The organism is Leclercia barmai, assembly GCF_049312895.1.
Lineage (GTDB): Bacteria > Pseudomonadota > Gammaproteobacteria > Enterobacterales > Enterobacteriaceae > Enterobacter > Enterobacter barmai.
Genome location: NZ_JBMNWZ010000007.1, coordinates 64429 through 85307, shown reverse-complemented (window position 1 = coordinate 85307; position 20879 = coordinate 64429). Strand labels below are relative to the sequence as shown.

The 20879-nt window shown below is 57.2% G+C and carries 22 protein-coding genes; 4 read left to right on the top strand and 18 right to left on the bottom strand.

The window, feature by feature from the left end; translation table 11 throughout:
* Positions 1-53: 53 nt before the first annotated feature.
* Entirely contained in the window at positions 54-1091 is a 1038-nt protein-coding gene (locus ACOYA6_RS20740; protein WP_422655315.1) for an oxidoreductase, read from the bottom strand.
* Between the two features lie 173 nt (positions 1092-1264).
* Here ACOYA6_RS20740 and ACOYA6_RS20735 point away from each other — a divergent pair, with 173 nt between their 5' ends.
* The gene (locus tag ACOYA6_RS20735) at positions 1265-1912 is read left to right on the top strand and encodes a bactofilin family protein (protein ID WP_422655314.1); all 648 of its coding nucleotides are present in this window, start codon (positions 1265-1267) and stop codon (positions 1910-1912) included.
* Positions 1913-2129: 217 nt separating this feature from the next.
* A complete protein-coding gene (yhhY, locus tag ACOYA6_RS20730; RefSeq protein ID WP_039032520.1) occupies positions 2130-2618 on the top strand; it encodes an N-acetyltransferase in 489 nt (162 codons plus the stop codon).
* A 137-nt stretch (positions 2619-2755) separates the two neighbouring features.
* Here the strand turns inward: yhhY and ggt are convergent, their stop codons facing one another.
* Complete coding sequence (gene ggt / locus ACOYA6_RS20725; RefSeq protein WP_422655313.1) at positions 2756-4498, bottom strand: gamma-glutamyltransferase; 1743 nt, start codon at positions 4496-4498, stop codon at positions 2756-2758.
* 125 nt (positions 4499-4623) lie between these two features.
* Between ggt and ACOYA6_RS20720 the strand changes: the two genes are divergently transcribed.
* Complete coding sequence (locus ACOYA6_RS20720) at positions 4624-5004, top strand: DUF2756 family protein (protein WP_039032532.1); 381 nt, start codon at positions 4624-4626, stop codon at positions 5002-5004.
* On the opposite strand, the gene ugpQ is transcribed toward ACOYA6_RS20720, so the two are convergent.
* From ugpQ to livK, 12 genes are all read right to left on the bottom strand, one after another.
* A complete protein-coding gene (ugpQ, locus tag ACOYA6_RS20715) occupies positions 5001-5741 on the bottom strand; it encodes a glycerophosphodiester phosphodiesterase (RefSeq protein ID WP_139563766.1) in 741 nt (246 codons plus the stop codon). The genes ACOYA6_RS20720 and ugpQ overlap by 4 nt on opposite strands.
* Positions 5738-6808 carry a sn-glycerol-3-phosphate import ATP-binding protein UgpC gene (locus ACOYA6_RS20710; protein WP_039032517.1) on the bottom strand — a complete coding sequence of 357 codons (1071 nt, stop codon included), beginning with the start codon at positions 6806-6808 and terminating at the stop codon, positions 5738-5740. The genes ugpQ and ACOYA6_RS20710 overlap by 4 nt, the downstream gene beginning before the upstream one ends.
* A gap of 1 nt (position 6809) precedes the next feature.
* Positions 6810-7655: a sn-glycerol-3-phosphate ABC transporter permease UgpE gene (ugpE, locus tag ACOYA6_RS20705; RefSeq protein WP_138370740.1), complete on the bottom strand. Its 846-nt coding sequence runs from the start codon at positions 7653-7655 to the stop codon at positions 6810-6812.
* Positions 7652-8539 carry a sn-glycerol-3-phosphate ABC transporter permease UgpA gene (ugpA, locus tag ACOYA6_RS20700; protein WP_039032515.1) on the bottom strand — a complete coding sequence of 296 codons (888 nt, stop codon included), beginning with the start codon at positions 8537-8539 and terminating at the stop codon, positions 7652-7654. The genes ugpE and ugpA overlap by 4 nt, the downstream gene beginning before the upstream one ends.
* A gap of 101 nt (positions 8540-8640) precedes the next feature.
* On the bottom strand, positions 8641-9957 hold the full coding sequence (ugpB, locus tag ACOYA6_RS20695; RefSeq protein ID WP_039032514.1) for a sn-glycerol-3-phosphate ABC transporter substrate-binding protein UgpB: 1317 nt from the start codon (positions 9955-9957) through the stop codon (positions 8641-8643).
* Positions 9958-10077: 120 nt separating this feature from the next.
* The gene (locus ACOYA6_RS20690) at positions 10078-10473 is read right to left on the bottom strand and encodes a type II toxin-antitoxin system death-on-curing family toxin (RefSeq protein WP_422655312.1); all 396 of its coding nucleotides are present in this window, start codon (positions 10471-10473) and stop codon (positions 10078-10080) included.
* Positions 10470-10691 (bottom strand): type II toxin-antitoxin system Phd/YefM family antitoxin, encoded by a 222-nt coding sequence (locus ACOYA6_RS20685; protein WP_422655311.1) that lies wholly within the window; start codon positions 10689-10691, stop codon positions 10470-10472. Before ACOYA6_RS20685 ends, ACOYA6_RS20690 begins: the two co-directional genes overlap by 4 nt.
* Before the next feature lie 136 nt (positions 10692-10827).
* Complete coding sequence (gene livF / locus ACOYA6_RS20680) at positions 10828-11541, bottom strand: high-affinity branched-chain amino acid ABC transporter ATP-binding protein LivF (protein ID WP_039032513.1); 714 nt, start codon at positions 11539-11541, stop codon at positions 10828-10830.
* A 1-nt stretch (position 11542) separates the two neighbouring features.
* Entirely contained in the window at positions 11543-12310 is a 768-nt protein-coding gene (gene livG, locus ACOYA6_RS20675; protein ID WP_422655310.1) for a high-affinity branched-chain amino acid ABC transporter ATP-binding protein LivG, read from the bottom strand.
* On the bottom strand, positions 12307-13584 hold the full coding sequence (locus tag ACOYA6_RS20670; protein ID WP_039032511.1) for a high-affinity branched-chain amino acid ABC transporter permease LivM: 1278 nt from the start codon (positions 13582-13584) through the stop codon (positions 12307-12309). Before ACOYA6_RS20670 ends, livG begins: the two co-directional genes overlap by 4 nt.
* Positions 13581-14507, bottom strand: a complete 927-nt coding sequence (livH, locus tag ACOYA6_RS20665) for a high-affinity branched-chain amino acid ABC transporter permease LivH (protein ID WP_039032510.1) — start codon at positions 14505-14507, stop codon at positions 13581-13583. Before livH ends, ACOYA6_RS20670 begins: the two co-directional genes overlap by 4 nt.
* 50 nt (positions 14508-14557) lie before the next feature.
* On the bottom strand, positions 14558-15667 hold the full coding sequence (livK, locus tag ACOYA6_RS20660; RefSeq protein WP_039032509.1) for a high-affinity branched-chain amino acid ABC transporter substrate-binding protein LivK: 1110 nt from the start codon (positions 15665-15667) through the stop codon (positions 14558-14560).
* 424 nt (positions 15668-16091) lie between these two features.
* Between livK and panM the strand changes: the two genes are divergently transcribed.
* Positions 16092-16475 carry an aspartate 1-decarboxylase autocleavage activator PanM gene (panM, locus tag ACOYA6_RS20655; RefSeq protein ID WP_039032508.1) on the top strand — a complete coding sequence of 128 codons (384 nt, stop codon included), beginning with the start codon at positions 16092-16094 and terminating at the stop codon, positions 16473-16475.
* A 173-nt stretch (positions 16476-16648) separates the two neighbouring features.
* Here panM and ACOYA6_RS20650 read toward each other — a convergent pair whose 3' ends face one another.
* From ACOYA6_RS20650 to ftsE, 4 genes are all read right to left on the bottom strand, one after another.
* Entirely contained in the window at positions 16649-17749 is a 1101-nt protein-coding gene (locus ACOYA6_RS20650; protein ID WP_082019626.1) for a branched-chain amino acid ABC transporter substrate-binding protein, read from the bottom strand.
* Between the two features lie 298 nt (positions 17750-18047).
* Positions 18048-18905, bottom strand: coding sequence for an RNA polymerase sigma factor RpoH (gene rpoH / locus ACOYA6_RS20645; RefSeq protein ID WP_032614938.1), 858 nt, complete (start codon positions 18903-18905; stop codon positions 18048-18050).
* A gap of 255 nt (positions 18906-19160) precedes the next feature.
* A complete protein-coding gene (gene ftsX / locus ACOYA6_RS20640) occupies positions 19161-20219 on the bottom strand; it encodes a permease-like cell division protein FtsX (RefSeq protein ID WP_039032506.1) in 1059 nt (352 codons plus the stop codon).
* Positions 20212-20877, bottom strand: a complete 666-nt coding sequence (ftsE, locus tag ACOYA6_RS20635; protein ID WP_039032505.1) for a cell division ATP-binding protein FtsE — start codon at positions 20875-20877, stop codon at positions 20212-20214. Before ftsE ends, ftsX begins: the two co-directional genes overlap by 8 nt.
* Positions 20878-20879: the final 2 nt, after the last annotated feature.

Genomic DNA, 20879 nt, shown 5'->3' with positions numbered 1-20879 from the left:
AATTGACTCCTCTGTTCAAAATATCTGAACAAACACAGAGGAGTCATTCAGGCTTATCTGGCAAGGGTTACTGTGGCAGGTGAAGCCTGTTCAAAGGCCCGTTCAAGGATTTCAAGGTTGGTCATCACTTCAATTTCCTTGACGTAATTAGGGGCTCCGTTGGTGAGGGTTTCAAACAGCGCGTCGTAGACCTGACCGTAGTCGCCGTTGCCCGGTTTGATCTCCTCTTTCACCGTCACGCCCGCGTCGTTAACGTACTCCAGCACGCCCACGGAATCATCCGCCGCAAACCCTGGCTCGCCCGGCATGATGTTGGCTTTCAGGCTGGTCTCCTGCTGGTCGATACCGTATTTGATAAACGAGCCTTTGGTGCCGTGGACGATGAATTTCGGGTAGTCGATTTTCACCAGATGGCTGGTTTTGACGATTGCCTTCAGGTCGCCGTAGAACAGCTGCGCTTCAAAGGTATCGTCAGGATTAGCTTTGTTACGCAGGCTGCGGATGTCATAGGCCACGTGGTCCGGGCGACCGAACAGGGAGATGATTTGATCCATGGTGTGCACGCCGAGGCCGTAGAACGAGCCGTCCTGCGGCAGGCCGGGTTTGGTCTCGGCCACCGGACGGTAGTAATCGAAGTGGCTTTCAACTTCGACGATGTCGCCCAGCTTGCCGCTCTCAATGGCCTGTTTCGCGGTGAGGAAGCAGGTGTCGAAGCGGCGGTTCTGATACGGGCTGACGGTCAGCCCTTTGCTGCGGGCCAGCTCGAAGAGCTCTTTTGCTTCGGCCATCGTCGGGGTGAACGGCTTTTCCACCAGCACGTTTTTACCGGCTTCCAGGGCGAGTTTTGCGTACTCAAAATGGCTGTCGGCATGGGTACAGACGATCACCAGCTTCACTTCAGGATCGTTCAGCACCTCGTCGAGATCGCTGGTGAAGTGAATATGGGAGTACTGCGGGGACTGCTCTTCCGGTTTCGGGTGGCGGCGGAAGATGTGCGCCACGTGCCAGCTGGCTTTACGGGTAAGAACATACGGAAGGTGATAGCGGGTGGTGCTTTTGCCAAATCCAATAAATGCGCAGTGTAGTGTCATGGTGTTGTTCCTGGCTAAGGTCTCTGCTTTCAACCATAGCGCAACATGACGCTGAAATATATTTCTATAACGAATCCTAAAATGGCAGCCAGGACCTTGATCCTGGCCGAAATTATCAGGATAAGGAGGCGGTCAAATCAATCTGCTCGCGAACGGAGTCGCGCTCATTTTCTATGGACAGAAAATATCTCGCGTTGAATAGCGCACTTCTCTTCTGGCTGCTCGCCCTGGTCGCCTGGTGCTTTAACGCCCGCTCCCTGACGTGGCTGTTCGCGGCATTGACCCTAATGGCTTTTGCTATTCCCCTCTTATCTAATCAGGTCAACCTTATGTTTAAAAAGCAAAAAATCACCGAAATTGACAAGCCAGAGATGATCGCACCGGCCCCGGTCAGCGAGAAAGAGCCCACCGCGGTGGAGAAACACGGCACCACCGTTATCGCCAGCGATGTGCACTTTGAAGGCAATATCGTCTCGGGCGGGCACGTCTACGTTCACGGCACGCTGACCGGCAATATCGACTCTAAAGAGAGCCTGATAAAAATCATGCGCGGCGGTCAGGTGGAGGGGAACATCACCTGCCGGGAGCTGATTGTCGATGGCAAGGTCATCGGCCAGTGCAGCGGCGATGTTATTGAGATCTGCGAAAACGGTCAGGTCACGGGCACCCTGCTCTACCGGACGCTGGCGGTCAAAAAGGGCGGTGTGTTTTCCGGCCAGGCGGAGGTGTTACCTGCTCTCGCCGAGAAGAACAACGTGGTGGGCCTGATGAAAGAGAACGTGCCTGACACGCCTGAACTCATACCGTTGCAAAAGCTTTAGGCAAAAAAAAGCCAGCGAAACGCTGGCTAAAATAATACTGGAAGCAATGTGAGCAATGTCGTGCTTTCAGGTTTCCGTCGCGGACTTCCTGAATGCAAGACAATAATAATCATTCTCATTCGCACTTGTCCACTCATTTTTTGCAAAAAATGCTAGTTGACTCACATTTCAATCTCATGGATGTTGGAAAGGAACCTAACTAACTGAGGACGAAGGAATGAGTGAGATAGTGATACGCCACGTTGAAGCCGCCGATGCCGAAGCTTTACGCCAGCTAAATGCCCATCCAGGGGTGTATCACAACACACTACAACTTCCTCATCCTTCGATGGAGATGTGGCAGGAACGGGTGATGAGAAAGCCAGGCAGACGCCAACTGGTGGCCTGCCTGGACGATAAGGTAGTCGGTCATCTGGTGCTGGATGTGATGGAAAACCCCCGCCGCAGCCATGTGGCAACCTTTGGCATCGGCGTTTCTGCCGACGTGCAGGGCCACGGTGTGGGCAGCGCGTTAATGCGTGAGATGATCAACCTGTGCGACAACTGGCTGCGCATCGAACGCATTGAGCTGACGGTATTTTCCGACAATCCGTCCGCCGTTGCCCTGTACCGCAAATACGGCTTTGTCGTGGAAGGCACCGGGAATAAGTTTGCCCTGCGCGACGGCGAATTTGTGGATGCGCTTTATATGGCGCGTATTAAGTAGTTTTGTGCGGGCTGGTGCCCTCACCCCGGCCCTCTCCCACAGGGAGAGGGTGCAAACATTAAAAACGGCAACCGAGGTTGCCGTTTTGCGTTGACCTTGTAGGCCGGGTAAGGCGAAGCCGCCACCCGGCAAATAACTCAATACCCCGCCGTTAAATCCCCTGGCGTACGCGGATCCGACGCCCCATACAGCGTGCCATCCGGCCCGACCATAATGCTCTGGGTGCTGCCCATCGCCTCTTTCACCGCCACTTTCTGCCCGCGCTGCTCCAGCAGTTTCAGGGTGTCCGGGCTGAAGCCCTTCTCCACCCGCAGCTCATCCGGCAGCCACTGGTGATGGAAGCGCGGCGCGTTGGTGGCTTCCGCCACGTTCATCCCGAAATCGATGCTGTTGACCACCATCTGCAGGACGGTGGTGATAATGCGGCTCCCGCCCGGGCTGCCGGTCACCAGCCAGGTTTTACCGTCTTTCACCACGATGGTCGGCGACATCGACGACAGCGGACGCTTCTTCGGCCCGACGGCGTTGGCATCCCCGCCCACCAGCCCGTAAACGTTCGGCACGCCCGGTTTGGCAGAGAAGTCATCCATCTCGTTGTTCAACAGAATGCCGCTGTTGCCCGCCACGATCCCGGTCCCGAAGGTGGTGTTAAGCGTATAGGTCACCGCCACCGCGTTTCCGTCCTTATCCACCACCGAGAAGTGGGTGGTCTGGTTGCTCTCATAGGGCGCCAGCTTGCCGGGGCGGATCTCGCTCGAGGGTCTGGCTTTGTTGATATCGATCTGATCGGCCAAGGATTTGGCATAGGCTTTGTTGGTCAGCGCCTGCCACGGCACCTTAACGAAATCCGGGTCGCCCAGATACTCCGAGCGGTCGGCATAGGCATACTTCTCCGCCTCGGCCATCACCTGCAACGTATCCGCGCTGCCGAAGCCAAATTTGTGCATATCGAAGTTTTCAAGAATGTTGAGGATCTGCACGATATGGATGCCTCCGGAAGACGGCGGCGGCATGGAGTAGACCTGATACCCGCGATAGTCGCCGCTGATTGGCGTGCGCTCCACCGCTTTGTAGGCGGCCAGATCCGCTTTGGTGATCAGCCCGCCGTTTTTACTCATCTCTTCGGCAATCTGGTCGGCAATCGGACCTTTATAGAAGGCATCCGGGCCGTTCTCCGCGATCATCTCCAGGCTTTTGGCGAGGTTGGTCTGCACCAGCTTGTCGCCCTTCTTCAGCGGCTCGCCATCCTTCCAGAAGATCGCTTTGCTGTTCTCATGGTTGGGGATCACTTCGCTGCCGTAGGTTTTCAGATCGTCGGCCAGGGCATCGTTAACCTCGAAGCCGTCGCGCGCCAGCTTGATGGCCGGCTGCACCACCTTGTTCAGCGGCAGAGTGCCGTATTTATCCAGCGCCAGCGAGAAGCCCGCCACGGTGCCCGGCGTACCGGTCGCCAGATGGGAGGTAAGCGATTTTTTACTGTCGGCGTTGCCCTGCTCGTCGAGGAACATGTCGCGCGTCGCCTGATCCGGGGCCATTTCACGGAAGTCGATGGCCGTGGTCACGCCCTCTTTGGTGCGCAGCATCATGAAACCGCCGCCGCCGAGGTTACCCGCCTGCGGGTGGGTGACCGCCAGCGCGTAACCCACCGCCACCGCCGCATCTACCGCATTACCGCCCTGCCTGAGGATATCCACCCCGACCTGGGTGGCGAGAGCATCTACCGAGGCAACCATCCCCTTCTGCGCCCGTACGGGATGGAACACATCCTCCTCCACGCCGTAGGATACCGGCGGTGCCGCCGGAGGATTCGCTGCCACGCAAAACGTACCGCCTGCCGTCAGGGCAGCAATCGCTACCCAGCGTATAAACGTTGGTTTCATCTTTATAATTCTCCAGGTGATGGGACTCGGGCTCCCGCTTAATCCTGGTTCATAACTCTTAAAAAATCATCGTAATGGCGGATTCGAGGTAAACTTAGGTAAGGCCTCAGAAGGAGGGAATGACCATGAAACGACTCATTCTTGTTGCGGCGTTACTGCCGTTTGCCGTGTTCGCGCAGCCGATCAACACCCTGAATAACCCCAACCAGCCGGGCTATCAGAACCCCAGCCAGCAGCGAATGCAAAATCAGATGATGATCCAGCAGCAGCAGCAGACAGGGATGCTCAACCAGCAGCTGCAGACGCAGACCCGCGTCCAGCAGCAGCATCTGCAAACCCAGATGAATAACAACACCCAGCGGATTCAGCAGAGCCAGCCGGGGGTGCAGGTTCTGCCTAACACCAACGGCGGGATGCTCAGCGGTGGCGGGGTCGATGCCAGCGGCGTGCAGCAGCAACATATGCTGCCGCAGCAGCAGAATGGTTCGATGCTGAATAACCCTTAGGGCTGAAAGTCCGGGCCAATAAGAGCAATCGCATCGGTACAGATGCAATCCACACCCCAGCGCAGCAGTTCGGCTGCACGCTGGGGCTGGTTGACGGTATAAACCAGGATATGTAATCCCGCGGCTTTCAGCGCCTCTACCCGCCCTTCATTCAGCAGACGATGGTTCAGGTGAATCGACACGCAGCCCAGCCGGGTGGTCAGTTCGCGCCAGTCTTCCCGCCACTCGTCCAGCAATAGCCCGCGCGGCAGTTCCGGAGCCGCAGCCTGGGCCGCTTCCAGCGCATCCATTTCAAACGACGACAGCAGCGGCGGCGTCATGCCTGCCCACAGCTCCCGGGCCGCTAACGCAATCACCTTGCCGGTTAACGGCCCCGTGCCGGTGGTCGGTTTAATTTCGATGTTGGCCATCATCCCGTGCTGGCGACAGCGATCGGCCACTTCCGCAAGCAGCGGCAGCGGCTCGCCTGTGAATTCGCCGCTGAACCAGCTTCCGGCATCCACTTTCAGCAGGTCGCGCCACGGCAGATCCCCCGCCACGCCCCAGCCGTTGCTGGTACGCTCGAGGTTGTCATCATGCAGGAGGAAGATCTCCCCGTCTTTCGACAGCTTGGCGTCGAACTCGATCATGGTGTGACCGTAGCGTGCGCCGGTGTCGATGGCCGCCAGCGTGTTTTCCGGGGCCAGTTTACCGCCGCCCCGGTGGGCGACGATGCGGGGATAAGGCCAGTTACTCATATGCGTTGTCCTGTTTCACCATCAAATAAGTGCAGATGATTTTCCGGCAGGTGCAGCCACAGCGTGCTGCCCGCTTTCGGGCGCTCCTGATGCGACATGCGCACCACCAGCTTCTGCTCGCCCCAGCGTCCGTGCGCCAGGTTATCGGCCCCCAGCATCTCCAGGGTGTCCATCACCAGCGGTACGCCGCCTTCCGCCTGCGAGCTTAGCGCAATATGTTCCGGGCGGATACCCAGGGTCATTTTGCGTCCGGCATAGCCGCGATAGAACCAGTTGATGGGCAGCGCCATGCCGCTGTCCATTTCAAAATGGGTGCCCGCAGCGCTGATGCGCCCCTCCAGCAGGTTCATCGCCGGGCTGCCGATAAAGCTCGCCACAAAGCGGCTGGCAGGCTTTTCGTACACCTCCACCGGGGTGCCAATCTGCTCGGCGACACCTTTGTTCATTACCATCACCCGCTGGGCGAGAGTCATCGCCTCGACCTGATCGTGGGTGACGTACAGGGAGGTGGTTTTCAGGCGGCGGTGCAGCTGCTGCAGCTCAAGACGCATTTGCACGCGCAGCTTGGCGTCGAGGTTTGAGAGCGGTTCGTCAAACAGGAATACCGCAGGATCGCGCACGATGGCGCGGCCCATCGCCACGCGCTGACGCTGGCCGCCGGAGAGCTCGCGCGGGCGGCGCTTCAGCAGGCCGTCCAGCTCCAGAATGCGCGCCGCCTCTTTGACGCGCTCCTCAATGTGGCCCTTGCCCATGCCGCGGATTTTCAGCCCCCAGGCCATGTTCTCCTCCACGCTCATGTGCGGATAAAGCGCGTAGTTCTGGAACACCATCGCGATGCCCCTGTCTTTGGGCTCCATCTCGGTGACGCGCTTGCGGTCGATCCAGATATCGCCCGAGGTGACGCGCTCAAGGCCAGCCACCATCCGCAGCAGGGTTGATTTGCCGCAGCCCGACGGGCCGACCATCACGATAAATTCTCCGTCCGCCACGTCGAGGGTGAGGGGCTGAATGACCTGGGTTTTGCCGTCCCAGCTTTTGGTAACTGCCTGTAGTTTTAAACCTGCCATCTTATTTCTCGCTATCGACCAGGCCGCGGACAAATGCACGCTGCATGGCTAAAACAATGACTACGGGTGGGATAAGGGTGAGCAGCATCGCCGCCATCACCTGGTTCCAGAGGGTGGTGCCTTCGCCGGTGGCGATCATGCCTTTGATGCCCGCCACGGCGGTGCCGAGGTTGACGTCCTGGATAATCAACAGCGGCCACAGGTACTGGTTCCAGCCGTAGATAAAGGTGATCACAAACAGCGCCGCAAGGTTGGTTCTCGACAGCGGCAGCACGATGTCGCGGAAGAAGCGCATCGGTGACGCGCCGTCGATACGCGCGGCCTCAATCAGTTCGTCCGGCAGGGTCATAAAGAACTGGCGGAACAGGAAGGTGGCGGTGGCCGAGGCCATCAGCGGCAGGGTTAAGCCCGCGTAGCTGTCCAGCATGCCGAGGTTAGCGATCACCTCTACCGTCGGGAAGATACGCACCTCTACCGGCAGCATCAGGGTGATAAAGATCATCCAGAAGAACAGGTTGCGCAGCGGAAAGCGGAACCAGACGATAGCGAAGGCCGACAGCATCGACACCACGATTTTGCCCACCGTAATGCCCAGCGCCATGATGAAGCTGTTGAGCATCATCAGCCAGAACGGGGCGCTGTTAACGCCGACGCCCTGGGTCCAGATGGTTGCCATGTTCTCGAAAAGATGGCCGCCGGGGATAAGCGTCATCGGGGTTTCAAATATGGCGTTGCGATCCAGCGTGGCGGCAACAAAGGCCACGTACAGCGGGAACAGGATGACGACGATCCCCAGAATCAGCATGGTGTGGCTGAAAATCGTCAGCCCGCGACGGTTCTCAATCATTGGTAGCGCACCTTACTTTCGACATAGCGGAACTGCACCACCGTGAGGATGATGACAAGGAACATCAGCACCACCGACTGGGCGGCAGAGGCCGAGAGATCCAGACCGGCAAACCCTTCGCGGTAGATCTTATAGATAAGCGTGGTGGTCGCCTGCACCGGGCCGCCTGCGGTGGCGGCGTCGATCACCGGGAAGGTGTCGAAGAAGGCGTAGACCAGGTTGACCACCAGCAGGAAGAAACTCACCGGGGCGATCAGCGGCAGCGCCAGTTTAAAGAAGCGGCGGATCGGGCCTGCGCCGTCAATCGCGGCGGCTTCCACCAGCGAGCGCGGGATGGACTGCAGCGCGGCAAAGAAGAACAGGAAGTTGTAGCTGATCTGCTTCCATACCGAGGCGAACACGACCAGGAACATCGCCTGGCCGCTGTTCTGGGCGTGGTTCCAGTCGTAGCCGAATTCACCGAGGAAATGGGTGATCAGCCCGCGACCGGGGTTGAAGAGGAAGATCCACAGCACGGCGGCGACGGCGGGCGCCACGGCGTAGGGCAGCAGCATCAGGGTCTGATAGAGACGGCTGCCGCGCACCACGTAATCCACCAGCGCGGCGAAAAACAGCGAGGCGATCAGGCCGCTAAAGGTAACCAGGGTGCTGAATTTGATCGTCGTCCAGAAGGCGTCGATGTAGTAGCTGTCGTGCCACAGGGCAGCGAAATTATCCAGGCCAACAAACTGGCTGGAGAGCCCGAACGGATCGACGCTCTGCACCGAGTACCACAGCGCTTCGCCCGCAGGCCAGATAAAGAAGATAACGGTGATGACCAGTTGCGGCGCGACCAGCAGGTACGGCAGCCAACGGGAACGAAACACCGGACGGGATGAGGACATGGAGATTGGATTCCTGAACAGTGCCGGGTGGCGGCTACGCCTTACACGGCCTACATGGGGCACATCGTAGGCCCGGTAAGCGCAGCGCCACCGGGCATTTTTTACGATTTAGTCGACTGCTCAAAGCGGCGCAGTAGCTGGTTGCCACGCTCGACGGCCGCATCCAGCGCCTGCTGCGGGGTTTTCTTACCGGTCCACACGCTCTCCAGCTCTTCATCCACGATGGTACGGATCTGCGGCATGTTGCCCAGGCGCAGGCCTTTGGTGTACGGCAACGGCGGCTTGTTCAGCATCTGGCGCGTGGCGATATCCGCCCCTGGGTTCTTGTCGTAGAAGCCCTGCTCGCGGGTCAGGTCATAGGCGGCTTTGGTGATCGGCAGGTAGCCGGTCTTCTGGTGCCATTCCGCCGCGTTTTCTGGTTTCGCCAGGAAGTCGAGGAACTCGGCCACGCCTTTGTAGGTCTCCTTGTCTTTGCCCTGCATCACCCACAGGCTCGCCCCGCCGATGATGGCGTTCTGCGGCGCGCCTTCAGAATCAGCGTCGTACGGCATCATCCCCACGCCGTAGTTGAATTTGGCGTAGTGGCGAATATCCGCCAGCGAGCCGGACGAGGCGGTGGTGATGGCGCAGTCGCCGCTGTAGAACTTCTCGGTGGATTCGTCTTTACGCCCGAAGTAGCTGAAATCGCCCTTCTTGTTCAGTTCTTCAAGCAGGGCGATGTGCTTCACCTGCTCCGGCTTGTTGAATTCCAGTACCGCGTTGGTACCGTTGAAACCGTTGTTTTCGGTCGCCACCGGCTTGCCGTGCCAGGCGCTGAAGTTCTCGATCTGGATCCAGCCCTGCCAGCCGCTCGCGTAGCCACACTTCATGCCGGCCGCTTTCAGTTTGGCGGTGTACGCCGCCAGATCCTGCCAGGTTTTCGGCGGCTGCTCCGGATCTAAACCGGCTTTTTTGAAGGCGTCTTTGTTGTAGTACAGCACCGGGGTGGAGCTGTTAAACGGCTGGGAGAGCAGATGGCCGGATTTGGAGTCGGTGTAGTAACCGGAGACGGTCGGCACGAACTGGGACTCGTCGAAGTTGATGCCCGCGTCTTTGAACACTTCATAGACCGGCTTGATGGCTTTCGATGCCATCATGGTGGCGGTGCCCACTTCGTAAACCTGCAGCAGCGCAGGGGCGTTGCCGGTACGGAATGCGGCGATGCCCGCGCTCAGGCTCTGCTCGTAGTTGCCTTTATACACCGGCACAATCTTGTAGTCCGGGTGGCTGTCGTTGAAACGTTGCGCCAGGGAGTCAACTTCTTTACCCAACTCCCCTTCCATGGAATGCCAGAACGGAATAGTGGTGACGGCCATTGCGTTAGTCGCAAACGCCAGACCCATTGCCAGACCCAAAGCTGTGTGTCGTAACGATGTCATTGTCATCTCTCTTATTGTGCCGGATGCGCGATATCACGCGTTTTGTGCTCGCGAGGTAACATGACATGCTCGAATTACAGAAAAATAACTTTTTGTTTACAGAGAGATGACAGCAAGGCGTCAGGGGGATGATGGTTGTGTGAAAGGGGTGCAGCGTAGACGTTCAGCAATCTCTTCGAGCGACAGGCGACCCGCAGCAGCTTCAACCGTCATCGCCACATAATCCGGGTTGGCCTTCAGCGTAATGCCGTTGCGTTTGAGAAAAAGCAGGGTGATAAACAGCGCTGTGCGTTTATTGCCGTCATTGAAGATATGACCGCGGGATATGGCCAGCAAATGCATTGCCGCCAGGATCCATACATCGGTCACACCTTCGTATTGATATTTGTTCAGTACGCGATAGAGCAATGCTTCAGCACGTCCCGGGTCTGACATTCCCGTGACGCCAGGCGTGACGCTCAGGAGTTTGTCATGAAACAGGACTATCTCTTCCGCTGAGATAAATTGCAGATTCATTTATCAGCCAGTTCCCTTATTTCGTTCCCATGTATGCCCATAATGGCATCGAACTCGGCATCCAGCTTTGCCGCCTGATAACGTTCAAACTCTTCCGCGCTGATAATCACGGCAGGCTTATGGCCCCGACGCGTGATTGTCACGGGTGTTCCCGTCGCCGCGGAATCCAGCGCTGAAGCAAGGTTTTGACGTGCTTCGCTATAGTTCATTGTACGCATAACCCCTCCTTTTAAGTACAAGTCAATTGTACAACTGAAGTGTACAAAAAACAAAAAAGCCGGGTGGCGGCTTCGCCTTACCCGGCTCGATTCTGGAGACCCGGTAAGCGCAGCGCCACTGGGCATCACAGACGGCTCAACCGCCCAGGTACGCACTCCGCACCGCTTCGTTCGCCAGCAGCGCGTCGCCGGTGTCTTCCAGCACCACGCGACCGTTCTCCAGCACGTAGCCGCGATCCGCGAGCTTCAGCGCCTGATTGGCGTTCTGCTCCACGAGGAAGATGGTCATCCCTTCGCTACGCAACTGCTCGATGGTGTCGAAGATCTGCTGAATGATGATCGGCGCCAGCCCGAGGGACGGTTCGTCGAGCAGCAGCAGGCGCGGCTGGCTCATCAGCGCACGGCCAATCGCCAGCATCTGCTGTTCCCCGCCGGACATGGTGCCCGCACGCTGAATACGACGCTCAAACAGACGCGGGAACAGGTCATACACGCGCTTGATGCGGGTCTGGAACTGCTCGCGCTCGGCAAAGAAGCCGCCCATCGCCAGGTTCTCTTCCACCGTCATGCGGGAGAAGACGCGACGCCCTTCCGGGACAATCGCCACCGCTTCACGCATGATTCTGGCGGTCTGCCAGTCGGTAATGTCTTTACCGTCAAAAACGATACGCCCGCTGGTGGCGCGCGGATCGCCGCACAGGGTGCCGAGCAGGGTGGTTTTCCCCGCGCCGTTGGCCCCAATCAGGGTGACGATCTCCCCCTGGTTGATGTGCAGGCTGACGTCGTGCAGCGCCTGGATCTTGCCGTAGTGGGCATTAACCTTGTCAAAAGATAACATCGCTTTTTCCATCTTATGCCTCACCCAGATAAGCGCGGATCACGTCCGGGTTGTTGCGGATCTCTTCCGGCGTCCCGTTCGCCAGCGGCGTGCCCTGGTTCACCACGTAAATACGATCCGAAATGCCCATCACCAGCTTCATATCATGCTCAATCAGCAGGATGGTGGTGTCGTGATGGTTACGCAGCTCGACAATCAGCTCGTCCAGCTCTTTGGTCTCTTTCGGGTTAAGCCCTGCCGCCGGTTCGTCGAGCATCAGGATCTCCGGCTGAGTCACCATGCAGCGGATAATCTCCAGACGACGCTGGTCACCGTAGGCCAGGTTGCTGGCCTGACGGTTAGCGTGCTGCAACAGACCGATACGGTCGAGCCAGGTGGCGGCGCGATCTAAAGCTTCATCCTGGGTACGGCGAAACGCCGGGGTTTTCAGCAGGCCGGAGAAGAGCCCGGTTTTCAGCTGCTGATGTTGCGCCACCAGCAGGTTCTCGATCACCGTCATCTCGCGGAACAGACGCACGTGCTGGAAGGTACGCACCACGCCCATGCGGGCAATCTGCTGGCCCGGCAGCCCTTCCAGGTGCTGGTCGCGCAGCATGATGGTGCCGCCCGTCGGTTTGTAGAAACCGGTCAGGCAGTTAAAGACCGTGGTTTTACCGGCACCGTTCGGGCCGATCAGCGAAACAATCTCTTTCTGATGCAGATCCAGAGACACATTGTTGACCGCCAGCAGGCCGCCAAAACGCATCATCAGGCCGTTAACGGATAATAATGGCTGACTCATGCCTGCTCTCCTTTCGCTTGCCCGTTTTTCAGTTTCAGCTGTGGACGGGTCATCGGCAGCAAGCCCTGCGGACGCCAGATCATCATCAGTACCATCAAACCACCGAGCATCAGCATGCTGTATTCGTTAAAGTCGCGCATCAGCTCACGGGAGACCACCAGCAGGATGGCCGCGAGAATAACGGCAAACTGCGAGCCCATCCCGCCGAGCACCACGATAGCCAGCACGAACGCGGATTCCGCAAAGGTAAAGGATTCCGGGCTGACGAAGCCCTGACGCGCGGCGAACAGCGTTCCGGCGAAACCGGCAAACGCGGCGCTGATGGTAAAGGCGGTCAGCTTGATGCGGGTCGGATTCAGGCCCAGGGAGCGACAGGCAATCTCATCTTCACGCAGCGCTTCCCACGCACGTCCCAGCGGCATGCGCAGCAGACGGTTAATCACGAACAGGGTGATGACCACCAGCAGCAGCGCCACCAGGTAGAGCCAGATCACGCGGTCGGACGGATCGTACTTCACGCCGAAGAAGTTGCTGAAGGTGTCCCAGCCGCCTTCACGGGCGGAACGGCTGAACTCCAGACCGAAGAAGGTCGGTTTCGGGATCTGGCTGATGCCGTTCGGGCCACCGGTCACTTCGGTATTGTTGAGCAGCAGGATACGGACAATTTCGCCGAAGCCTAAGGTCACAATCGCCAGATAGTCACCGCGCAGGCGCAGCACCGGGAAGCCGAGCAGGAAGCCCGCCGCCGCAGAGACCAGCCCCGCCAGCGGCAGACAGGTCCAGAAGCCGAGACCGTAATAGTGGTTCAGCAGGGCAAAGGTATAGGCGCCGATGGCGTAGAAGCCGCCGTAGCCCAGCACCAGCAGGCCAGACAGACCTACCACCACGTTCAGGCCGAGGCCCAGAATGACGTAAATCATGGTCAGGGTGGCGATGTCCACCGTCCCGCGCGAGACCACGAACGGCCACGCTACCGCAGCCACCAGCAGCGCCACCAGGAACAGCTTCTGTTTAACGGTCGAGCCGTCAATCGCCGGCAGAACAAACTTCGGCCCGGAGACGTTTTTCAGCGCCTTCTGGAACAGCGGACGCAGCAGCTGGAAGAAGAAGACCACCGCGGTGCCGACAAACACCCACTGCCAGCGGATATCAGAGGCGGAATCCACTACCAGCTTTGTGCCGCTCAGCTGCAGCTGCACGCCCATAAAGACGCCCGCCAGCAGGAAGAACATCGCCGCAGAAAGCAGCGCCATCGCAAAATGCATCGGTTTCATACTTTCTCTACCTCCGGACGACCCAGAATACCGGTAGGCATAACCAGCAGAACCAGAATCAGCAGGGCAAACGACACCACATCTTTATATTCGGTACTCAGGTAAGCAGAGGAGAGCGCTTCGGCCACGCCCAGAATCAGGCCACCGATCATCGCGCCCGGAATGCTGCCGATACCGCCCAGTACCGCTGCGGTGAAGGCTTTCATCCCGGCCATAAAGCCGATGTACGGGTTGATCACGCCGTAGAACTGGCCGAGCAGAACACCAGCAACGGCCGCCATCGCCGCGCCAATCACGAAGGTCAGGGCGATCACGCGGTCGGTGTTGATGCCGAGCAGGCTCGCCATTTTCAGGTCTTCCGCACAGGCGCGGCAGGCGCGGCCCATACGGGAGTAGCGGATAAACAGGGTCAGCGCCAGCATGGCGAGGAAGGTCACAATCCAGATCACCAGCTGCATGGTGGTAATCGACGCCGAGAAGTTCTCGCTGGCACCCACAATCCACTGGCCGTTAAACAGGCTTGGCAGCGCCACGTCGCGGGACCCTTCGGTCAGGCTGACGTAGTTCTGCAGGAAGATGGACATACCAATCGCGGAGATCAGCGCAATCAGACGCTTGGAGCTGCGCACCGGGCGATAGGCCACCCGTTCGATACTCCAGCCGTAGGCGCTGGCAATGACAATCGCCCCGACAAATCCGGCGGCCACCAGCAGCCAGCTGCTGTCGATCCCCATCATCATCAGTGCGGCGATAATCATAAAGGAGACATAACTGCCGATCATATACACCTCGCCGTGGGCGAAGTTGATCATGCCGATAATGCCATACACCATCGTGTAGCCGATGGCGATCAGTGCATAGGTGCTTCCCAGCGTAACGCCGTTAAACATCTGCTGCAGAAAATAGAGAAACTGCTCGGACATAAGGTAACCTTTCTATTCCCGCCCGGACCTGCCGGGCGGTGGGATCATGATTATTTGGCGACCGAGGATGACCCGTCGGCGTGCCACTTAAAGACACCAAACTCAAATCCCTTCAGATCGCCTTTCTCATCCCAGTTCAGCGGCCCAATCACGGTATCTGCCCCGTGTGCTTTTAAATCTTTAATCAGATCCTGCGGCGCTTTGCTGCCGGTACGATCCATGGCGGTGGCCAGAGACTGTACGGCGGCATAGGTGATCCAGACGTAAGGACCACTTGCGTCTTTCTTCTCGGCTTTCAGCGCGTTCACGATAGCGCTGTTCGCCGGATCCTGGTCATAGCGTTTTGGCATCGTTACCAGCATGCCTTCGCCCGCATCGCCCGCAATGTTCGACAGCGAAGCGTTACCCACCCCTTCCGGCCCCATAAACTGGGTTTTCAGGCCGATAGAACGCGCCTGGCGCAGCATCTGCCCCATTTCCGGGTAGTAACCGCCGTAGTAAACGAAGTCGATATTCTCTTTTTGCAGACGCGCCAGCAGCGCGGAGAAGTCTTTTTCGCCTGCGGTAATGCCGTCGAAGAAGACCACGTTGGCGCCGCCTTTCTTCAGGCCGTCCTGGACGGAGCGGGCCAGCCCTTCGCCGTACTGCTGCTTATCGTGAATGATGGCAATACGCTGCGGCTTAACGCTTTCGAGGATGTACTTCGCCGCGGTCGGCCCCTGAGACGAGTCGAGACCGGCGGTACGCATGATGTACTGATAGCCGCGCTGGGTCAGTTCCGGGTTAGTGGCGCCCGGCGTGATCATCAGAATGCCTTCGTCCTCGTAGATATCGGACGCTGGCTGGGTGGAGGAGGAGCAGAGATGGCCAATCACATACTGAATGCCATCGTTAACAATTTTGTTGGCAACGGCAACGGCCTGTTTCGGGTCGCAGGCATCGTCATATTCCACGGCAACCAGTTTGTCGCCTTTGATGCCGCCTTTGGCGTTGATGTCTTTAATTGCCTGGCGCGCGCCATTGAACTCCATATCACCCCATTGGGCAACAGGGCCGGACAACGCACCTACTACGGCAACTTTAATATCTTCCGCCATGGCTGCCTGTGAAACTGCCAGTGCAACCATTCCCGCGAGTAATGCTTTCGCGTTCCTTTTCATCGGTGAATCCCCATTCGTGACGTGATGTATATATTTTGTTTTATTATGGTTAAAAAGCATTCTGTACTTTTAATAAACAACGCAACTTTTGCTATTGCCTTTAATGGTTTAGCGCAGTTTTTTCACAAAAATCAGACTAAAATCTCTATATTTCAGGCGATTAAGCAAAGATAATATTCTGAAATCAGGCAGAGATAAACAAATAAAAGTACGAATTGCAGCATAAAATAACGGTACAATGCGCCGAATAAAACGCTGCCTTTTAGGTTAAAATTCTGCTTATTTTTCGATCCCTGCGTTTTAAAACTACGCAACGCAACGCTAAAAAAGTAATCAGCTAGGTAATGGGTTTAAAAAGTGGAAGCGTCTGACAGAATAAATTGAGTACACTGCCTGCACTCTTTTTGATTTGGACAAGCGGCTAATGAAACTGACCATCCACCGTCTGGAGAACTTTAGCGACCAGGATCATATCGACCTCAACAAGATCTGGCCGGAATATTCCCCCTCCTCCCTCAACGTTGACGACACCCACCGTATTTATGCTGCGCGCTTTAACGAGCGGCTGTTAGGCGCGGTGCGGGTAACGCTGAGCGGGACGCAAGGGGCGCTGGATTCCCTGCGCGTGCGCGAAGTCACCCGTCGTCGCGGCGTGGGGCAATATTTGATTGAGGAAGTGATTCGCGACAACCCGAGCGTGGCCTCGTGGTGGATGGCGGACGTCGGCGTGGAAGACAGGGGCGTGATGGCGGCCTTTATGCAGGCGCTGGGGTTCACGGCGCAGAGTAACGGGTGGGAGAAGCGTTAAAAAAGCCGGGTGGCGCTACGCTTACCCGGCCTACATGCTCCGCAGCATTTTCCCAAGAATTTCGTGTTGCAGGAAGGCGGCAAGTTATGAAATCCCCGGGAGCTTACATAAGTAAGTGACCGGGGTTGAATAACGCAGCCAACGCACCTGCGGCGCGAAAGGCGACGGGAAAATTATTTGGCGTCGGTCGCTGTACCGTTAGCATGCCAGTCGAATACACCAAACTCGAAGCCTTTCAGATCGCCCTTCTCATCCCAGGACAGCGGCCCCATTACGGTTTCAACGGAGTTCGCTTTCAGCCAGGTGGCGATTTCAGCCGGTTCAGCTGACTGATTCAGGCCCGCCTGCAGGGTTTGCAGCGCAGCGTAGGTGGTCCATACGAAAGCACCACTTGGATCCTGTTTCTTCGCCTTGATGGCATCTACGATAGGTTTGTTCGCAGGAACCTGGTCGTAGTTCTTCGGCTTGGTCACCAGCAGACCTTCAGCAGATTCACCGGCGATGTTAGACAGGGAGACGTTCGCAACGCCTTCCGGACCCATGAACTGGGTTTTCAGACCGGCCGCACGAGACTGACGCAGGATCTGGCCCATCTCCGGGTGGTAGCCACCGTAGTAAACGAAATCGATGTTCTCTTTCTTCAGGCGCGCCACCAGGGTAGAGAAGTCTTTCTCACCGGCGGTGATACCGTCGAAGAACACCACGTTGGCGTTAGATTTTTTCAGGTTGTCCTGCACGGAACGCGCCAGGCCTTCACCGTACTGCTGTTTGTCATGAACGATTGCGATACGCTTCGGCTTCACTTTATCGACGATGTATTTCGCCGCAGTTGGGCCCTGGTCGGAGTCCAGACCGGTGGTACGCATCACCATCTTATAGCCACGGGAAGTCAGCTCCGGCGCGGTGGCGGCAGGGGTGATCATCAGAATGCCTTCGTCTTCGTAGATGTCAGACGCTGGCTGTGTGGAAGAGGAGCACAGGTGGCCGATAACGTATTTGATGCCGTCATTCACCACTTTGTTGGCAACCGCAACCGCTTGTTTCGGGTCACAGGCATCATCATATTTTACGATCTGCAGCTTTTCGCCTTTGATACCGCCCTTGGCATTAATGTCGGCAACCGCCTGCTCTGCACCTGTAAATTCCTGGTCGCCGTACTGCGCTACCGGACCGGACATGGCGCCAACCACGGCCACTTTGATATCCGCCTGAGCCATAGTGCTGAATGCCAGCGCGATACATCCTGCCAGTAAGGCTTTACCCTTCATATTCATCCTGAGAATCCCCATTGTGATGGTTATTGTGTTTGTTGTGATGTTGTTTTATGGCGCTTTATTTCGATTATGTGTCTGCCGTGCGCGCCTTTTCAGCATACTCTGCTAAAACATACCCCATTTTTATCTATTTGGAATAGCTATTTTGAAATGTATATAAGGTAAGCGAGGCTTTAACGAGTCAGCACACAACGCTGCGATAAGTGTTTGCGAAGGAGGGAGAATTCGCCAGGAGAGGGGCTAAAAAAACAAAACCCCCGAATTTGCATTCGAGGGTTATCGGGGCACTTCGCGAGGATTAGGCTTCGATAGCGGCGCGAAGTTTTTTCATGGCGTTCTTTTCCAGCTGACGTACACGTTCAGCGGAGACGCCGTAGCGGTCGGCCAGCTCCTGCAGGGTGGACTTGTTGTCTTCGTCCAGCCAGCGGGCACGGATAATATCCTGACTACGCTCGTCGAGGCCTTCCATTGCATAGGTCAGCTTGTTAGCGGCCTGCTCTTCCCAATTGTCGTCTTCAATGCCGTCAGCAAAGTTGGACGATTTATCCTGCAGATACAGGACCGGGGCCATCGGCTGGCTGTCGGAGGCATCGTCGTCGGAGGACATATCAAAGGTCATGTCCTGCGCGGCCATCCGCGATTCCATTTCACGCACGTCTTTGCTGGAAACGCCCAGCTCGCGGGCAACCATTTCAACTTCATCCTGGTTGAACCAGCCCAGACGCTGCTTGGTTTTACGCAGGTTAAAGAACAGTTTACGCTGTGCTTTGGTGGTCGCGACCTTCACGATACGCCAGTTACGCAGCACGTATTCGTGAATTTCCGCTTTGATCCAGTGCACGGCAAAGGAGACCAGACGCACACCCACTTCCGGGTTAAAGCGACGCACCGCCTTCATCAGGCCGATGTTACCTTCCTGGATCAGGTCTGCCTGCGGCAGGCCGTAGCCCGCATAGTTACGAGCAACGTGAACAACAAAGCGCAGGTGAGACAGGATCAGCGTCTTAGCTGCTTCCAGATCGCCCTGGTAATGCAGCTTTTCAGCAAGCTCCTTTTCTTCCTCAGCCGTCAACATCGGCCAGGTGTTAGCGGCCCGGATGTAAGATTCCAGGTTACCAACAGGGGCTAAAGCTAAAGTTTGCATTTCTTTGGTCATTCATTCCTCTCAATCTATTCTTTCTGGCGGCGGTTTGTCCCCATCAGGCAACGAACATGCCAGAATTAATGAGCAACGAGAATATCATTCACTCTTTTATCAGACAGTGATTTTATCCACAAGTTCCGTATGTAACTGTGAATAAATTACGCACAAAATGTGACACGGGGATGATAATGCGGGTCAGAGACAACAGGGGGACTCTTTCCCTGCACGGTGATTCTCAATGCAGGGAAAGATTATACCAGAGATTTTTTAGTCAGGGGTAAAGTGACGTAAATGTTGCACAGTTGCTAACCAGGCGGCTATCCAGCCAATCATCGAGCAAACCAGCAGCAGTAACAGGCACTCATCGAAGGATAAGCCACTGATATTAAACTTAGTTCCGAAAACCTGCGCTACATCGGTCACCGCAGCGGAAAGACGCATCACCAAAATTTCTGACAAAATCAGTGAAAGAAATGCGCCGGCAAAACCGAGCAGTGCGCCGCCATAAAGGAACGGACGCAGGATGAAACCATCGGTGGCGCCAATCAGCTTCTGCACGTTAATGGTATCGCGACGGGCGAAGATGCTCAGACGCACGCTGTTACCGATCACCAGGAACACCGCCGCCACCATCAGCACGCCAATCATCGCCGCCACGCGCCCGACCAGACCGGTCAGCGCTGTCAGGCGGGCGAACCAGCTGTCGTCCATCCGCACTTCATCAATACCATGAATACGGGAAACGCGATCGCGCAGAGTATTCAGCGACTCGGTGCCCTGGAAATCCAGTTTCGGGATCACCACCGCCACCGCAGGGAGAGGGTTCTCTTCCAGCATATCCAGCGCGCCGCCAAACCCGGACCAGTTACGGAACTCACCCAGGGCGTCTTCCCGCGACAGGTAGTTCACCTTCTCGACGCCCTGCTCGGCCTGCAGCTGCCCCACCACCTGCGCAGCGGCGTTATCGTCGAGGGATTTATCGAGATAGACGGTGATCTGCGGGGAAGGATAGTACTGCGATGCCGCCTCATTGACGTTTTTGTAGACCATGTAGCAGACGCTGGGCAGGGTCAGGGAGATGGCGATAACCATCACCGTCAGGAAGGTGGCGAAGGGTTTGCTTTTCAGATCCTGCAGCGCGCCCTGGAAGGCGTAACGCACCTGCTCGTTAAAGACGTTCGTCTTGCGCGAGTTGGGTTTTGGCGAGGATTTGCTGCGCTTCGGCACGTTGCGGTTGCCGTCACCCGGGCCGCCTGCCGATTTGCGAAAACGGTCGAGTTTGCTGCCAAACTGCCGCATCTGGTTCATTGCGTCACGCTTATTCACCAAGGCCTCCGTGCAAATGCCCGTCGCTGAGCGTCAGCATGCGGTACGAACGGCGGGAGATAAGCCCCATGTCGTGCGTCGCCATCAGTACTGTCACTCCCACGCGGTTAAACTCCTCAAACAGACGCAGGATCCCTTCGGAAAGGGCGTCGTCCAGGTTACCGGTCGGTTCATCCGCCAGCAGTACCGCCGGTTTGTTCACCACCGCGCGGGCAATGCCGACGCGCTGCTGTTCACCGCCGGAGAGCTGGATAGGGAAGTTCTTCGCTTTGTCCAGCAGCCCGACCTTATCCAGCGCCGCCGACACGCGACGACGAATATCATCCCCGCTTGCGCCCGCGATAATCAGCGGGATCGCCACGTTGTCGAATACCGTGCGGTCCATCAGCAGATGGTGATCCTGGAAAATCATGCCGATCTGCCGACGCAGGAACGGCACTTCGCGGTTTTTCAGGCGGCTGATGTCATGGCCGCTGAACCAGATTTTCCCGGCGCTGGGCCGTTCGATCCCGCAGATAAGCTTGAGCAGGGTACTTTTCCCCGCGCCGGAGTGGCCGGTCAGAAATGCCATCTCGCCCGGCTGCAGGTGGAAATTAACCCCCTGCAACGCTTGTCTCCCACCGAGATAGGCCTTGCTGACGTGTTCAAAGCGAATCATTG

Excerpts from the sequence above, each read along its gene's own strand:
- ACOYA6_RS20740 (WP_422655315.1), bottom strand. The coding sequence starts at position 1,091 with ATGACACTACACTGCGCATTTATTGGATTTGGCAAAAGCACCACCCGC.
- ACOYA6_RS20735 (WP_422655314.1), top strand. The coding sequence starts at position 1,265 with ATGGACAGAAAATATCTCGCGTTGAATAGCGCACTTCTCTTCTGGCTG.
- yhhY (WP_039032520.1), top strand. The coding sequence starts at position 2,130 with ATGAGTGAGATAGTGATACGCCACGTTGAAGCCGCCGATGCCGAAGCT.
- ggt (WP_422655313.1), bottom strand. The coding sequence starts at position 4,498 with ATGAAACCAACGTTTATACGCTGGGTAGCGATTGCTGCCCTGACGGCA.
- ACOYA6_RS20720 (WP_039032532.1), top strand. The coding sequence starts at position 4,624 with ATGAAACGACTCATTCTTGTTGCGGCGTTACTGCCGTTTGCCGTGTTC.
- ugpQ (WP_139563766.1), bottom strand. The coding sequence starts at position 5,741 with ATGAGTAACTGGCCTTATCCCCGCATCGTCGCCCACCGGGGCGGCGGT.
- ACOYA6_RS20710 (WP_039032517.1), bottom strand. The coding sequence starts at position 6,808 with ATGGCAGGTTTAAAACTACAGGCAGTTACCAAAAGCTGGGACGGCAAA.
- ugpE (WP_138370740.1), bottom strand. The coding sequence starts at position 7,655 with ATGATTGAGAACCGTCGCGGGCTGACGATTTTCAGCCACACCATGCTG.
- ugpA (WP_039032515.1), bottom strand. The coding sequence starts at position 8,539 with ATGTCCTCATCCCGTCCGGTGTTTCGTTCCCGTTGGCTGCCGTACCTG.
- ugpB (WP_039032514.1), bottom strand. The coding sequence starts at position 9,957 with ATGACATCGTTACGACACACAGCTTTGGGTCTGGCAATGGGTCTGGCG.
- ACOYA6_RS20690 (WP_422655312.1), bottom strand. The coding sequence starts at position 10,473 with ATGAATCTGCAATTTATCTCAGCGGAAGAGATAGTCCTGTTTCATGAC.
- ACOYA6_RS20685 (WP_422655311.1), bottom strand. The coding sequence starts at position 10,691 with ATGCGTACAATGAACTATAGCGAAGCACGTCAAAACCTTGCTTCAGCG.
- livF (WP_039032513.1), bottom strand. The coding sequence starts at position 11,541 with ATGGAAAAAGCGATGTTATCTTTTGACAAGGTTAATGCCCACTACGGC.
- livG (WP_422655310.1), bottom strand. The coding sequence starts at position 12,310 with ATGAGTCAGCCATTATTATCCGTTAACGGCCTGATGATGCGTTTTGGC.
- ACOYA6_RS20670 (WP_039032511.1), bottom strand. The coding sequence starts at position 13,584 with ATGAAACCGATGCATTTTGCGATGGCGCTGCTTTCTGCGGCGATGTTC.
- livH (WP_039032510.1), bottom strand. The coding sequence starts at position 14,507 with ATGTCCGAGCAGTTTCTCTATTTTCTGCAGCAGATGTTTAACGGCGTT.
- livK (WP_039032509.1), bottom strand. The coding sequence starts at position 15,667 with ATGAAAAGGAACGCGAAAGCATTACTCGCGGGAATGGTTGCACTGGCA.
- panM (WP_039032508.1), top strand. The coding sequence starts at position 16,092 with ATGAAACTGACCATCCACCGTCTGGAGAACTTTAGCGACCAGGATCAT.
- ACOYA6_RS20650 (WP_082019626.1), bottom strand. The coding sequence starts at position 17,749 with ATGAATATGAAGGGTAAAGCCTTACTGGCAGGATGTATCGCGCTGGCA.
- rpoH (WP_032614938.1), bottom strand. The coding sequence starts at position 18,905 with ATGACCAAAGAAATGCAAACTTTAGCTTTAGCCCCTGTTGGTAACCTG.
- ftsE (WP_039032505.1), bottom strand. The coding sequence starts at position 20,877 with ATGATTCGCTTTGAACACGTCAGCAAGGCCTATCTCGGTGGGAGACAA.